10 protein-coding genes are annotated in these 14805 nt (G+C 66.6%); 3 read left to right on the forward strand and 7 right to left on the reverse strand.

All coding sequences use genetic code 11. The features are described 5' to 3' along the window. Window positions 1-4: 4 nt before the first annotated feature. A complete protein-coding gene (locus ACH34T_RS09835) occupies window positions 5-2038 on the forward strand; it encodes a hypothetical protein (protein ID WP_395991693.1) in 2034 nt (677 codons plus the stop codon). On the opposite strand, the gene ACH34T_RS09840 is transcribed toward ACH34T_RS09835, so the two are convergent. Both ACH34T_RS09840 and ACH34T_RS09845 read right to left on the reverse strand, forming a co-directional pair. Beyond that, a complete protein-coding gene (locus tag ACH34T_RS09840; RefSeq protein ID WP_395991795.1) occupies window positions 2035-2310 on the reverse strand; it encodes a TetR/AcrR family transcriptional regulator C-terminal domain-containing protein in 276 nt (91 codons plus the stop codon). The genes ACH34T_RS09835 and ACH34T_RS09840 overlap by 4 nt on opposite strands. A 9-nt stretch (window positions 2311-2319) precedes the next feature. Then, window positions 2320-2832, reverse strand: coding sequence for a site-specific integrase (locus ACH34T_RS09845; RefSeq protein ID WP_395991694.1), 513 nt, complete (start codon window positions 2830-2832; stop codon window positions 2320-2322). 501 nt (window positions 2833-3333) lie between these two features. Between ACH34T_RS09845 and ACH34T_RS09850 the strand changes: the two genes are divergently transcribed. Continuing rightward, window positions 3334-3825 carry a hypothetical protein gene (locus ACH34T_RS09850; RefSeq protein WP_395991695.1) on the forward strand — a complete coding sequence of 164 codons (492 nt, stop codon included), beginning with the start codon at window positions 3334-3336 and terminating at the stop codon, window positions 3823-3825. 399 nt (window positions 3826-4224) lie between these two features. Further along, window positions 4225-4683 (forward strand): DUF3085 domain-containing protein, encoded by a 459-nt coding sequence (locus tag ACH34T_RS09855; RefSeq protein ID WP_395991696.1) that lies wholly within the window; start codon window positions 4225-4227, stop codon window positions 4681-4683. A gap of 655 nt (window positions 4684-5338) precedes the next feature. Here the strand turns inward: ACH34T_RS09855 and ACH34T_RS09860 are convergent. From ACH34T_RS09860 to ACH34T_RS09880, 5 genes are all read right to left on the reverse strand, one after another. Continuing rightward, entirely contained in the window at window positions 5339-6193 is an 855-nt protein-coding gene (locus ACH34T_RS09860; RefSeq protein WP_395991697.1) for a hypothetical protein, read from the reverse strand. Window positions 6194-6744: 551 nt separating this feature from the next. Then, window positions 6745-7758, reverse strand: coding sequence for an alpha/beta fold hydrolase (locus tag ACH34T_RS09865; protein WP_395991698.1), 1014 nt, complete (start codon window positions 7756-7758; stop codon window positions 6745-6747). Window positions 7759-8370: 612 nt separating this feature from the next. Beyond that, complete coding sequence (locus ACH34T_RS09870; protein ID WP_395991699.1) at window positions 8371-9570, reverse strand: tetratricopeptide repeat protein; 1200 nt, start codon at window positions 9568-9570, stop codon at window positions 8371-8373. A gap of 226 nt (window positions 9571-9796) precedes the next feature. Next, window positions 9797-10456, reverse strand: a complete 660-nt coding sequence (locus ACH34T_RS09875) for a hypothetical protein (protein WP_395991700.1) — start codon at window positions 10454-10456, stop codon at window positions 9797-9799. Between the two features lie 2231 nt (window positions 10457-12687). Continuing rightward, entirely contained in the window at window positions 12688-14787 is a 2100-nt protein-coding gene (locus tag ACH34T_RS09880; protein ID WP_395991701.1) for a WD40 repeat domain-containing protein, read from the reverse strand. Window positions 14788-14805: the final 18 nt, after the last annotated feature.

The raw sequence follows: 14805 nt of genomic DNA on the forward strand, positions 1-14805 counted from the left end.
GGGGGTGACGGAGATGGCCGACACGCTCGGCTTCGTCCAGCGGATGTCCTGGCTGTCCGGGCCCATGGCGTGCGTGTGGGTCGGGGACGACCCGGCCCAGTCCGAACTGCTGATGCTCGGCCCCCCGGAGTCGGCCGACAGCGGCATGGGCGACTCGCTCGTCGAGGCCGTCATGGGCGGCCGGCAGGTCAGGGTGACCCATCCCGACGACTCCGCGTCGATCCTCGACGTCGAGCTCCCGGCGCCCGAGATCGCCGCCCAGCCGTTGCAGATGGACGCCATGGAGGTGACCCAGGCCGTCCAGGACCTGTCCCACTCCGTGCCGCTCATCACGGGCAGGCGCACCGTCGTGCGCGTCTACCTGAGCTACAGTGGCGCCGCGCCGATCACGGTCTCCGGCGAGCTGACCGTGCGGGCCGGCGGCGCCGAGCGGATCGTCCCGTCGGAGAACGTGGCGACGCTGAACCCGGCGGACGCCGGGAACGTCCGGCTCAGCCGCTCCGACGCGTCCCGCACGCTCAACTTCGTGCTGCCCGGCGACGACCCGCCCGGACAGATCACCTTCCGCGTGAGCAAGGTGACCGACACCGTCGCGGGGACGACCCTGTCCGTCGGCGGCGAGCGGCGTCCCGTCCTGTACCTCCACCCGGGCGCGCCGCTGCGCGTGCGGATCCTCGGCTTCACCTACCAGTGGGACACCCCGCCGCGGACGATCTCCCCGACGGACCGCGACTTCGACCTGCTGATGTCCTGGCTCGGCCGCGCCTACCCGGCGGACCGGGTGCTCGGCACCCGCGGCTCCGTCGCCACCGCGGCCGCGCCGCCGTTCGGCTGCGGCGACGTGAACGCCCAGCTCGCCGCGATCCGCGCGGTCGACGTCAACGCCGGCACCGACCCGCGCACCCACTACTACGGGATGGTCAGCGACGTGGGCTTCTTCATGCGCGGCTGCGCCGCCGGAATCCCCGGCTCCCCCGACCCCGCCACCGTGGCGAGCGGCCCGACCGGGCCCAACGACTGGGGCTGGGACTTCGACGGGTCCTACGGCGACTGGTACGGCGGCCACGAGATCGGCCACACCATGGGACGGCTGCACCCCGGCTTCTGCGGGGAGAGCGAGGACGACCTGAACAACTACCCGTTCCCCGCCGGGCAGCTGTCCGCCACCGACGACGGCTTCGCCGGGTTCGACGTCGGCGACCCCGCGAACGCCCTGCCCATGCAGGCCCTCCCCGGGACCCAGTGGCATGATGTGATGACTTATTGCAATCGCCAGTGGCTGTCCGTCTACACCTATCTCGGAATCAGGGAACGGCTTCGCGGGGAGGACGCATTGCCATCCGGAAGCCCGGGACCGCAGCGCCCCGCCGTGCCGAGCGGCGGCGGCCGTCCGGACCAGCGGCGGTTCCCCACCGCGGCCGCCCGCGCCGGCGCGCCGTCCCGGGAGGCGGCGACGGCCAGCATCGTTGCCCGCGTCAACATCACCCGGCGGGACGGGAAGATCTCCTACGTCAACGCCGTGCCGAACCTGCGCGCGACGCCTCCCGCCGAGACCGTCGAGGCCGCCGTCCGCGTCGTCGACCCGTCCGGAGCGTTGCTCGACGAGCGCCCCGTGCCCGTCAAGCTCGACTCCGAACTCGGCCCCGGCGACGAGCGCACCGGGATCGTGGACGCCGTCACCGACGTCCCGGCCGGTGCGTCCGCGATCGAGCTGCTGGTCGGCGGCCAGGTCGTGGACACCTTCCGGCTCGGCGGCCCGCCGCCCCGCGTCGGCGCGGTGGAGGTCGCGCCCGTGGGCGACGAGGTGCGGATCGGGGTGGAGCTCGACCGTCCGGCCGAGCCGGGCGACACGTTCGCGCTCCAGGTGAGCGAGGACGGCGGACGCACCTGGGGCACCATCGGGGTCGGCCTGAAGGAGCCGCCCTTCCACCTGCCCATCGCCGACTTCACGGCGCGCGGCGAGGTCACCGTCCGCGTGATCGCGACCAACGGCCTGACGACGTCCGAGTCCACCAGCCCACCCAGCCGGATGCGTTAGCGCGGGATCTGGGATTCGATTCCGTCCAGGACGATGTCGAGGCCCAGGGTGAAGCCGGTGGCGAAGTCGGTTTCGTTGGCGCGGAAGTGCGCGGCCAAGGTCGGATAGTCGGCGGCGTGGCGGCGGAGGAGGAGGTCGTCCGCGCGGGCGCGGAGGGACGTTTCGGCGGACGGGTCACGGAAGCGGGAGCGCCACGCCAGTTCCTCGGCGAAGAAGCCGTGGACGTAGCCGCTGGCCGCGCTCACGGCGGCGGTGAGGCGCAGGCCCTCCAGGCCGACGGGTCAACTCGGCGCTGCGGGGGGGGGGCGGTGGCGCGGCACGGTACTGGATGGTGCCGGCGCGGCCGCGGCCGCGGCACCCTGTTCTTCCAGCACCCTCAAGACGCTGCGGTCCACCTCACCGAGGTCGGCTGCGTGCCGGTAGAAACCGTGGATAGCGGCCAGCGCAGGCGCCAGCCCAGCGTCGCTGGGCGTCCGTCCCTGACCTCGACCTGGCCCAGCGCGTGGCGTGATCCGGCGCTCGATGAAGTGCCCAGCGATGTCGCGGGCGGCCTCCTCCCAACTCAGCCCACGGACGCACCGCCATTGCTCGAACCGCTTGAGGTGCCCCGCGTAGGACTTGGTGGTCGACTCGGCACGACTGCGCGCGAACCGCAGATGCCGCACGTAATGATCAGCGGGCAGGACCGGAAGCAGCGTCGGGCCGCTGAGCAGAGTCCAGTAGGCCAGACCTTGCCCGACCTCGACGCGGGCGGTCTCCGCCAGCCAGGAAGAGACAGGAAGCCTCTGGGGCACGCCACAGGCACTACTGACCCGCGAGCACAAGCGTGACCCACTGCATCCATCTCGTCACGCAGACCGCAAAAGTCCGGCGTACGGGCTCACCAACTAAGTTGGAGCGGCCCAGCGAGCCATCGTCCACGATCTCGTGAGACCGTCAACGATCTCCCGGACCCGTCAAACAGCTACTGGATTCGTTCTGTCCAAGATCTCTTGGAGTCACACCATTCACACCCTCGGGGCGGGACGAGGGTGAGGCACTCGCTAGAAGATCTACCTTGCTGGTGGCTCCGTTCGACCAGGTCAGTGGGTAGACAGAAAGAAAGTAGGGGACGGCCAAGCTAGGCACGTAACCCAATAGTCTCGCTGCGCCGTGGTCACCTTCCCTCGGGCGCCATTCGTCCCGCGAAAGTCATACGGCACCCGCGTCTGGGGAGGGCACACACAAGGCGGGGACCAACCCGATTCCGCCGGATCGGCTGCCTTGGCAACCCGCCTACTAGGGAGATAGGTGCCATGAAACGCAAACTTGCCAATCTGGCCCTTGCTCTGTCAATCGCGCTCGCTGCGTGCGGAAATGATCCGGCTCCGACCCCTCAGCAGAACAACCCCCCGGCCGCCACTCAACCTGCCACCACCCCACCTGTGAAGGTGGCTAGCGCGCGAGTGGAGTACCTGACGCGCGCTCAGATCTCTGAGCGATTCAGTGGGTTCACTCTGGACCCCGGTAACCGCTTTGCTGTCGTCACGGTCAAGTTCACCAACAACGCACCGACATCGGTGTACGGGTCGGTTTTCACCCTCACAGATACTCACGGTCGCCAGTACGACTCTTCGCCCGTGATTGGCGACAAAAACCTGCAACCGAATCCTGGCATGACCGGCGAAACCGAGTCCTATGCGGCCGTGCCGGACGGCACCACGATCAGCTCCGTTGAGCTGTCGGTCGGTTCCGATTCGAGCCTCACCGATGATCTCGGCGTTGTGCGTGCCAACGTGAGCCGTTAGCCGCGCCATACGCGATCCTCTAACTTGGGCACGTGGAGCCACTAGAGCATGCCTCTCCAACGGGATTCGACTCACAGGAACAAGATGGCCGATGAGATAAAGACCGTGTTCGTCTACGAATACCCGCCGTCAGCTTCGTCGCCTTCGGACGGAAGATCGTAAACGCTGTTCTGCTCATCGCTTTCCGAGCGCGCTGACCGGCCAGGTTAGCCCCACCCGGCAACCCCGCAATTCCTGATTCCGACCATTGAATGATGGGTGCTCCGCCTCCACAATCATGTTGCTAGCGGTTGATGACTGGCCAATCAGTTCGCGCATCTTTCGTGCCCTATGTCGACGGACAGGGATGCAATTTATGGAATGAAAGGGTGCATTGACATGCCTAGACCTTCGGTAGAATTGTGCTTCGACCTGGCCGCTGTCTTGCGGCTCGCTGAAGCCGCCGCCGCGGCCAGAGAAAACACCACACGCTGGGAACCCGGGCCAGTCCTGAACCACCCCGGTTTCAGCGTCGATGCTGGTCCTTGCCTGGTGCTGGCCCGCGACGACGGCGTCCACCTGATGTCCACCGACAAGAACGCACCAAGGGACGCCGACGGTCGCCTCCCGGTCTGTTATGCCAGTGGTTTCGATCCCCGATCTGGGGACTGGTGGAGCCGGTGGAATCGCACCGGGCTGCCCGGCGACGACTTCGGCGAGTATCTGGAAGTGATCGAATCAGGTCTGCTCAATGATTTGCGCGCAGCTGTCGAGCGCGGTTACCGCTGCTTCGTCATCACTTTGAGCGAGGACGACCTCAGCCTCAACTTCGAGCGCTGCATTCCAACGACGCCCGGCGAGGGGCTTCCAGATCAGTAGGTAGATCAAGATTCCCGTTGCAGACGGGAGACTATGTCGGGTGCCACGACCCCCTTTGCGATGACCGCCTCAGACAGGGCTCGTCCAAAGAAGGTTCGTCCAGCCTCCCAGGCGCGAAGCCCAGTCGCAGGTACGGCTTCCGAACCCAATATCCCGATTCCGAGCGAGCAGAGCTTGAGGCAACTTCCTTCACCTTCCGGGAAATACCCGGGCTCGGCTCTTTTCTCTATTGGGGGTATTGATATGCCCATTGTAGTCAGGCACACCCGCGACGACGGAACCAGGTCGGCGACCTGCGACACGGTCATGCCCCGGCTCAGCAACCGGATGCACTCCAACCGCCGACGCTCATTCCAGCTCAGATCACCCCCCGGCCAACCGCCGCCGCATCCCGACCTGCTGCTCGGGCGTCAACTCCACCGGCAAGATCTTCGGCATCACCGCCACATCCGCCAGAACTCCTGCCCCGGCGGAGAGTTGACTTCACCGAAACCGCTAAGAGATCAGCCGAGAGGGACCGAGCAACCGGGCGACCTGCAGACCATCACCAAGGAACTCGTCGAAACAGTCCACGAACCCCTAGTGATCGACACGATGGCCTGGCATTCACATCCCCAGACCAACGGCCAGGGACGTTACGTGAGGGCGGCGCCGGTTAGGGAGCGGGAGTGATGATGACGCCGGTGCGCTGCTCGGTGGCGATGGAGTAATCAATGCCCGCGCCCCACAAGTCGCAGAAATACCGAAGCTCGCGCCGCCAGACCACGCCGTCCACAAGCCGGGTCTCCGTTCCGACGAGCTGTTTGACCTGACGGAGGAAGACGGCGGTCTCCAGTTCGTGGGTGAGCTGAGCAAACTCCTCACGCTGTTGGAGGGACGCCCGGTCAAGGTAGTTCTGCACCGTCACATCCCAGTTACGTTGCTCGCGCTCGTTGCGTATGGTCCGCCCCTGTTCGAGCTTTGCGTTTTCCCTTTTGAACGTGCGCGCCAGTTCGTGCCGTTCGCGGAAACGCAGTCGGGCCAGCTCTTCTCGCTGATCTTTCGCCTGCTCCCTGGATACTTGATGGTCCTTGTGGTCTTCTTCCTCAACCCGCAATGTTCGTTGCCGGGTCATCTCCTCGAAGCCCGTCAAGAACTCGGCGAGCACGGTGAATCGACCGGGGTCGTGGGATGTCGGACTGCCCCCCAGCAGGGCGGCTATGGCGTACAGGTGGTCGACGTCCGCCGACCCGATCGCGCCGGATCCGCCGCTCTTGACGGGCGGCTGCAGATAAGGGACCGGATTCCAGGCGCTGAGCACCTGGTGGTCGATCTCGTCGCTGGTCCACAGATGATCGCTGTAGTTGTCCGTGGCCAGGCCGCCGCGCATCAGCCGCCGGGCGGTCTGCCGGGTCAGGCCGCGGTGGTAGTCGGCGGCGATGAGGATCAGCTCCCAGACGTCTTCCCCAGCAGTGCGGCGGCCCAGTTCACGCGCCAGCTGCGCGCGGCCTTCGTCGCTCCAGCCGTCCAAGACCGCCTCCTCACGCCGGACTGCGGCGGCAAGGACCGGGGCGTTGCGGCGGGAGGCGCGCAAGACCTCGTGCCCTCGGCCAGGCCACATGCCCCTTCCAACAGCTGGATCCGGCCCTGATTCTCGGGTTCCTGGTCGATCTGGTGGAGCTCCTCCAACGTCTCAGCCTCGGAGACAGCGGGAAAGACATGCACGACCAGGGTGTGTAGACGCAAGTAACGGTCACGATCATCGGCCAGCGGCGGGACCGGGAGAGCCCGCATCGCCACGTGCGAGGTGGGTACGAGCAACTCACGCAGATCCGGGCCCGGTTCGATGCTCACGGAAGCCTCCAAGTGCTGCGTCGGTTCGACGGTCAGCAAGACGGGAATCAGGCGGCATCGCGGGCCTCCGCCCGCGACGATCACCCTTCCAGGGGCCTTATCCTCTATCGCAACAGGCGGGAGGGGTCCCGCCCGCTTCCCCCAACGGAGAGTTGAGTTCACCGCGACCGCTTAGCTCCCGCAGGCCTCCTTATGCGCAAAGCCGGTCGGGCGGGTGTCAGCCGCATGTCAGTTGCCTGCGGTCCTTTCAAGGAGCGAGCTGAGGATCTGCTTCGGACGTGTCCACAGCAGCGCACCGCCGATCCCCGATACGACGCAGCGATCAGCGCCGGGAATGCGTGTGCTGAGAAACGCTCCATTGTCGGGCGAATGGGCGGTGTCCTGCTCGCCGTACCAGATATCGACCGGAACAGTGATCTGCGCGAGAGTGAACGGCCATCGCCCCATGGCCAGAACCGTGTCCCTGGCGTAGCCGACGCCACCCTGTGCGAAGCCCTCGTCCAAAGCCCGGCGATAGGCGGCCGCGAATCCGGGATCCTGGTAGACGGCCAGGTCGCATTCCGGGCTCGTGTCCATCACTATGTCCCACATCGTGTCCGCGCTGAAGCCCGCGAAGAACGCCTCGGCACCGGCCGGATCGCACGCGGTCCTCTCGACGAGCCCGCGCAGGTCCGCCGCCAGGGTGCCGGAGAACTCCGGCGCGGCGACCTCGTCTGCGGCGGACACCAGAGCCAGCGCGGACGCGACTCCCTTCTCGGCGCATGCGAGCGCGAAAGGCGCACCCTGCGAGTTCCCGACGACGAGTGGACGCCCCAGCCCCCGCAGCACGGCCAACCGGCGGATGTCGCCGGCGAAGTCGCCGAACGTCCGGCCAGGTGCGGGTGTCGAGACGCCCAGTCCCGGGCGGTCCACCGAGACAAGACGCACTCCGAGCGCCTCCACCGCATCTGTGCCGAAGCCCAGCCATCGGCTGGTCGCCGCGCCCGGGCACAGCAGGACCGGGACACCGTCCGGCAGCCCCCACTCGGCCCACCCGAGCAACCGGCCGTCCGGCAACCGGACCGCACCCAGCCGAGCGGGTCCGCCCACCCGAACACTCATGATCACCATTCTGCCGGTGAAGAAGGAACTGGTCTGATGTCTTTCACCACGCCTTATCCCGATCTGGGACAGGGTTTGGAGTGGGAAAGCGACTACCGGACCTGGCACAGGGTCCGGCTCATCGGTCGCGAGCGCGGTCACGGCGTGCACGCCAAGCTGTCGCCCCGATGTCCCCGCGCTGCTCGGCCGGTACCACCGGCGCTACCCCGGGTCGACCTCCAGCTCACCGTCTCCGTCGAACAGCTCGGCCAAGGGTCCGTCACCGTATTTGGTGGCCGGAGAGTCTCATCATCGCACCGGACAAAGTCGAGCGAGGCGCAACGTCCTCTCATCCCGATGACATCGTGCTGTGGCAGATAGTCTTGTCAACGATCTTCAGGTAGTCGGGTGGTGAATATTATCGATAGGTGGCGTCTGTGTTCGCATGTTCTCCAACGTTTCGTCGATGGGCGCTCTGTTGGGCCATCTTTTGGGTCTTTTGGATTTACTGTTTAGCGCTAGCCGTCGATATCGGCGTTTTTGCCAAAGTTGCACGAGGCGCAAATCTTTACTCTTTCGGCTCAGTCCGCTAAGGCTCCGTTGCGTGGCCTTGGTGTCGGAATGATCGGTCCCAGTATGCGCAGCTGATCAATGATCAATAGTTCCCATTCGACTATTGCGCCGACGGTGTCGTCTGACCACTCTAGCCATTTTGCCAGGTTGTGCCGCATTGCCAGAGTCAGCGGACTTTCGCTTCCCCAGACGTAGATCGCATCAGCCAGTAAAGCCGTGAGTTCCTTGATCGCATACCCTGTGCGGTATGCGGCATTTCCGTGGATAGCATCGTATCTCCCCCAGCAGGTACCGGTAACTGCTGCGGTATGGGAGGCCCACTACGTCGATCATTAGCTCCATCCGCTGTATATTCCATCCGCTCGCTTGCCCCTGCTTTTCGTAGCGTGTCGTGTAGGAATATTCAAGGGTGGGGATGATCCTCTCACAGGGAGCCTGGATTTGCATGCGGTCGGCGATGAGCTGTTCGAATTCTGCTGTTGCAAGTACATATTGTTCTGCTTTTGTGCGGACGTGGATCAGATAGGCGCGAGCATAAAAGAGAATCCCGTGTTCGGGTCCAAAAAGTTCGATCTGGTCGGCCAGCAGCCGTTCCAATTCCGTTATGGCGGTAGCCGGATCTCCGGCTTCGGATCGTGTAATCGCTCGCTCGAGTCTGGTCTTCAATGTGCGCCGGTCGGCGCTGCCGAAGACCTTTGTCTGGGCTGGCACGAGCTCTTCCAGTTCGGCCAGCGCCTCGTTCGGGTGCCCCGCCTTTGTGTGCCAACGAGCGACATTGTGGCGTGCGGTTAGTGTGTCGACATGCTCGTCGCCCAGCAGTTGCAGGCGCCATGCCAACAGGTGCTTGCCCTGGGTCACGGCGCGGTCGAACTCACCGGCCTCGGCGTGACAACTGGCAAGGCGGTCACGGATAGCAAGGGTGTCAGGGTGGTCGGCCCCGACATGCCGTACTGCCTCATCGAGCAATCCCTGGAAGTAGGGACCGGCGTCCAGGTGTTGATCGACCAGGTCGTCGCCGACCAACAGCAGCAGCCGACGGGCATTGGAGGTCCACAGGAGTGCTCGGGCGTGGTCGAGCAGGGCATTGGCATTTGATCGCAGTGAAGTACTCAGCTCGGCCCCACGGTCGGGCCAGACCTCCAGGATGGCCTCCCCTGCGACACCGGCGGTCGTGGCCAGATCGGCGGTGCTCAGGGACTCGCGGGTGACTCGTTGTACGAGTGCGTGGACGCGAACTGCGCGAGCAGGCTGATCGGTGTCCAGCGAGAGCAGGCTGAGCCGATACAGGCACCCAATGGCGTCCTTCGTCTGCCCTGGGGTCGAGCGGCCGCCCCAACCGACCCGCGAGATATGAGCTGACCGCCGAGGTGCCGAACAGGTCGGCAGGGATTCCGGCGGCATCCAGCACGGACATCAACTCGAGTATCGGCTTGGCCAATCCGACGGGATCGAGTTGGTCGGCGCGCTCGATCGACAGCGACCGCGTGGCCGCCACCGTGTGATGCTGATCGTCAGGAAGTTCCCGCTCCGTGGGCAGTACGCCGGCCAGACTGGTGCGGCGGCCATAGCCCACGCAGGTCATTCGGTTCGATGAGATCGTCCAAGACGATCAGCCACCGCCGACGGGTCATGGCCAACCAATCCAGCAGCCGGGCAACGGCGTCCCCTGCGGGCCGGAGTCGATATCGTCCATGTCGGGGCTAAGGACCCGCGCGGCCACCCCGGCATAGGCGACCTGGATATCCCGGCGGGAACCGGCCGTGATCCAGGCGAGCAGATCCAACCGCCGATGCGTCCACAGACGGTGGGCGTGATCGGCGGCCAACTGGGTCTTACCGACCCCGCCCAACCCGGCCAGCACCTGTGTACCGGACAGGTCGATCCCGGTGAGCACCACGGTGTCACCCTGCTCGAGATGCCGGGCCAGCGAACCAGCGAGGTCCCGGTCCTGAAAGCAGCTTGCTAGCGGCGGAACCGCGCCGAATCGCACCGGCCATGCCGACGAAGGTTGCGCCGCCTCACAAGAATTCAGCCCGCCGGGCGGCTGCCCCAAGCCCGGTAGCGCAAGGGCATCGCCCGCTTGCCGTCCCCCTTGCCCACTGTCCGAGTCCGACGTGGCAGGAAGATCGGCAGGCGGCAGGCGCGTCAGCCGATCCTCAACCACCACACTCACCAGCGCGGCACCCACGGCCACAGGCGCCCACGGCCACCACCGCCACACCCCATCGTTCAGGATCTGGTTCGCCGCAACAGCACCAGCCACAGCCAACACCACAGCCGTGATCATCCACACCCAGCGCCAAACCCCCAAACGCCACCCCCAATCACAAATTGCAACCTCACAGCATCCCGCACCGCCCCTCTGTCGGGTCTCGCGCCACCCGACAGACCAGGGTCGCGCGTGGCGCGTCCGACCCGAGATCGCTTCCGTCCATCACCCACGACGCCCCCTGATCTCAAACTGCGTGGGCGCCCGGCGCGCTGGCGGTTGTCTGGCCAGGCGCGACCTTGCACAGAGCAGACAGCGCTCGCGTTCTCGTTCCTGCAGGCTAACGCCCGCGGCCGCTGCTCGATGACCTTTGCATGAAGGAGTGAACCAGCGGACGCGATGCGGAGAAGGGGATCGGCAGCGGCGTCCTTGGAGTGAAACTTGACCTTGGAGTACGTGCGGGTAAGGCCGTCGACGTCGATCACGATGCCTGGTGAGCTAACGATGAACAACTTGCCGGGTACTGTTCGCGCAACGCGCGCTTTGTTATTCCCGGAGCATGATTCGGATCGGTTCACCAACCGGAATGCCGGATATATGTGCAAACGGTTGCGCTTGCCCCTCGGACACAAACCTTTCTCCCACGTAGTGCGGGTTTCGAGGTGCGCCTCGACCCGCACTTTTTGCTGTTGGGGGGTGGTAGATCAAGTGCAGGCCGAGTTTGCTGTACAGGTCGGCCTGCAGGACAGGGTCCACGGTGGCGATCGCCTGGCTTTGTCACCGAGTTGGTCGATCAGGTCAGTGAGCTGCTCTTGGTTCACGTGTATCTGCCTCGGGCCTTGGCGTAGCTGGGCTGCGGCGGCGCGTTGTTGCTGGGTTTCGGTGATCCATCCGGCGATGACGGCCGGGTCGGTGCTCTCGTCCAGGGCTTCCAGAGCGGTTCAGGCGTCACCCACCCAGACCGAGATCCCATCTCGACAATGAGAAGTTCTTCCTGGTCTGGGGTGTTATGTCGTCGTGTCAGTCAACCGGCGGCTCGCCACCGGTCGGGCAGTCGTAGAAGCAGCGGGCGCCGCCTGTGGTCCCGGCACTCTTCAACAGAGGGGCGGATCGTCGGGGTATCCGTAGGGTGGTGCTGCCGTTGCACACGGCGCTCTCCCCGCGCTCGACCGTTACTCGTGGCCGGAAGGTCAGCGATCAACGTGGTGTGGTGCATGCTGCCGCTGCGGGGCGGCCTGCAACACCCTAGGAGAGCAGCGCCCGGTCGGCGGTGACGGAGGTGGCACCGGGAGATCGAGGCGGGCTCGCGTCCGTCCGGACGGAGCGCCGGCGGTTAGGACGGAGGCGGCCAGGAAGATCACCGCCGCCCTGATCGGTACGTTGACCAGCAGGATCCAGCGCCGGGACAGCGCGGTCAGGCTGTCCGCCGCGCCGCCCGCCAGGCTCACCACCGTCCAGATCGCCGGTTGCGGGTGTGGCACCGCCCTTCGAGGAACGTCGCGGTGCGGACGGTCAGTCTCACCGGTGCCAACACTGCGGTGCCCATCCCCTGCGCGCCTCACCCACCCCTGACGCCCCTCATCGCACAGGGGCCGAGGCACGTCAGGCCCGGGCACGGGAGTCTGGGAGATCACCTGCTCTTGCAACCATGAACAGGGTGTTGTCTTTTCCCGTCCACGGCCACATCCTCGCCGTACTTGGGCGCGCAGGCGATTGACCAGCAGCGAGGCAAAGATGAGCCCCTCCGGTGACGCGACTTCCGATCGCTCAAGCAATCTGAGTCTGAGGTCGGCTCCGTTGCCGATAAGAAAGGCCACGCCATTGACGTCGATAAATGGCGGTGGTGGATCAAAGTCCCGCAAGTCGGAACCCGAGGGCACTGTAACGCGCCACTCATGGATCCAGTACTCCCCCACCCTTCGAGGGCCGAGGTAGGGAACTCGCCTTGATCTTGCTCGCGATATATCGCTGGCTTGAGGATTCTTCGTCAGGCCTCTACTCGCCGAACTTGATGATTCCCATGTATCGCGATACCGGTTCATAATCTCAAAGGAGCCGGGCTTGAACACCCACTCGCCCTCGATTCCTCCGCGCCTTGGACAAACCCGACGCCGCCCAAGCCGCCGACCAACGGGCCCTAGGGCGTGTTTCAAAAGGGTGCTGGTGCGGTCGGTTTGGTCGTGTGTCACTGACCGATAAGCAGCGAGGCCTCCGGTAGATGGTTCTTCGACCAAGAAGACCAACCCAGCCTGGCAGGGCCTCCTCGAAGAGCGCCTCACCCACCCTTGATCCGCCCACGCGGGTGGCCCTCAAGCGGCGGGCGGACGGAGGCGCGCCAGGTCGGCGCCGAACCCGACGATCAGGTCCCCGTCGCCGGTCACGGTCATGGCGTTCGGTCTGCTGGGCAGCAACACCGGGGGGCAGAGATCGCCGCCGGTCTCCAGATCGGTCAGCGAGACGGTGCCGTCCGCGCGTCCGATGTACGCGGTGGGCCATGCCCGCACCGCCGCGGACGTGACCTCGGCGGGGCCGCGGACGTCCGCTCCGAACCGGCCGCCGGAGACGTTCCAGACGCGGACGGTCGTCGGGCCGCCGCGTTCGTGGACGGCGTGCCCGGCAACGACATGCGGACCGGCGACGTCAAGGACGATGTCGTCGCCGGCCTCGGGAATGATGATCGGCGTCAGCGTCAGGTCGTCCAGAGCGTGCAGCGTCATGGGCCGGCCGTAGGTGGACACCGCCGCGAGCGGCCTGCCGCCGTCCGCCCCGGTCGCGAAGCCGGTGACCATGGCCGAGAGCCCGGTCATGGTCTCGGCGAGCAGAGCACCGTCGGCGGGCCGCCAGAGCTTGAACATCCTGTCGGGACCGAACGTGACCAGGACGTCGTCTCCCCCTACCCGCACGCGGGCCAGGCAGTGCAGATAGGTGCCATGCGTCTGGACCGGCCGTCCGTGCTGCACGCCGGCGGTCATGTTCCATCGTCGGAGCCGACCGTCCGGGACGTATCGCGAGCCGGCGCCGGTCGCGGCGAAGATCTCGCGGCCGTCGGCCCACGCCGCGAGCCCGCGTGTGCGCTCGACGCCGGTCGCCAGCGGGGCGGTCACCGGTCGCCCGCTCACGGCGTGGCGGGCGACAAGCGTGCCGCCCTCGTCGGCGCTGACCACGACGCCGGCGGTGCCGGCCAAGGTCACGCCGTTGATGTGCCGGCCGTGGCCCGGTGCACGGGTGACGGGCCGGTCCAGGTTCCACAGGGCCACGACACCGTCATAGGACGACCCGGTGAGCAGGAGGTCGCGGTCCTGCCATCTGACCGTCTGGACCGTGGAGCACGCGACCGGCCCCACGAGCGGCGGGTGCCGCTGCTGCGACGTCTCCAGATCCCACAGGTGCACGCGTTGCGGCGTGGGCACCGCCAGTGTCCCCGACACGGCGGCCAGCTTCACGGAGGGGCCCGGATCGCTCCAGACGCGCATCAGCCCGTCCGGGCTGCGGTTGACATGGGCGTCGATGGGGTCGCTCAGCCGCGCACCGGTCGCGAGATCGTAGGCGGAGATCGAGATGTAGTCGCTGATGATCACCGCGCGGTCGCGGCCGTCCGAGGTGAACAGCACGACGTCCCGGACCCGCCTGGATTCCTGCGGCACCGGCAGAGGCAGCCGGCCCCCGCCGTCGAGATCCCACAGCGACAGGCCGTGGCCGCCCGTCAGCAGGACCCGCCGCCCGTCGGCCAGCCGGCCACCGCGGATCGTGTACGCCACGGGCGCGTCCAGCTCACCTGCCTGCTCGCCGGTCGGCAGTGACCAGAGCCGGACGCGGCCGCGCGCGTCCAGGGTCACCATCGGAGTCCGACGGTCGGACTCCGCCCCGTACTGGTCGTCGACCACGTACAGGTCGTGCAGATCGTCCCCGCCCGTTTCCACGGCTTTCCGTAGCGACGCGTCCGCGACGTCCCAGATTCTCAGCCGTCCCCCGTCGTGCCCGGAGACGAGGACGGGACCCTCTTCCGTCACCGCGAACGCCAGGCACCGGACGGGCTCGGCGCACGGCAGGTCGCGCGACCGCAGGGACAGGACGTCCCACACCCGCAGCCGATACCTCGCCCCGCCTAGCGCCTCATCCTGCTCGCGGGTGCCGACGGCCACCAGCGGACGCTCCCCGATCTCACCCCACGCGACCGACATGACGGGCCCGACGTGCAGCTTCAGGAGCAACCTCGGATCGAGGTCCGTGCCGGTCGCCCAGTCCGCCCGCCAGAGCGCGGCACCGGGACCGGCGCCCGCGAGGTCGTCGGCGGCGACGGCGGCACCCCGGCGGACGGCGTCGAGGTACAGCAGCTGACGCCGATCGGCGTCGCTCAGCCGCGGCCGCCCTGATGCGCTGTCGCATGCTTCGATCGAACGCAAATCCATTTGTCCTCACTGACCGGC

It is taken from the genome of Actinomadura sp. 9N215, from assembly GCF_044326345.1.
Taxonomy (GTDB): domain Bacteria; phylum Actinomycetota; class Actinomycetes; order Streptosporangiales; family Streptosporangiaceae; genus Spirillospora.

Coding starts and splice junctions, on each gene's coding strand:
- ACH34T_RS09850 (WP_395991695.1), top strand. CDS start 3,334: ATGAAACGCAAACTTGCCAATCTGGCCCTTGCTCTGTCAATCGCGCTC.
- ACH34T_RS09870 (WP_395991699.1), bottom strand. CDS start 9,570: ATGCCGCCGGAATCCCTGCCGACCTGTTCGGCACCTCGGCGGTCAGCT.
- ACH34T_RS09875 (WP_395991700.1), bottom strand. CDS start 10,456: ATGATCACGGCTGTGGTGTTGGCTGTGGCTGGTGCTGTTGCGGCGAAC.
- ACH34T_RS09880 (WP_395991701.1), bottom strand. CDS start 14,787: ATGGATTTGCGTTCGATCGAAGCATGCGACAGCGCATCAGGGCGGCCG.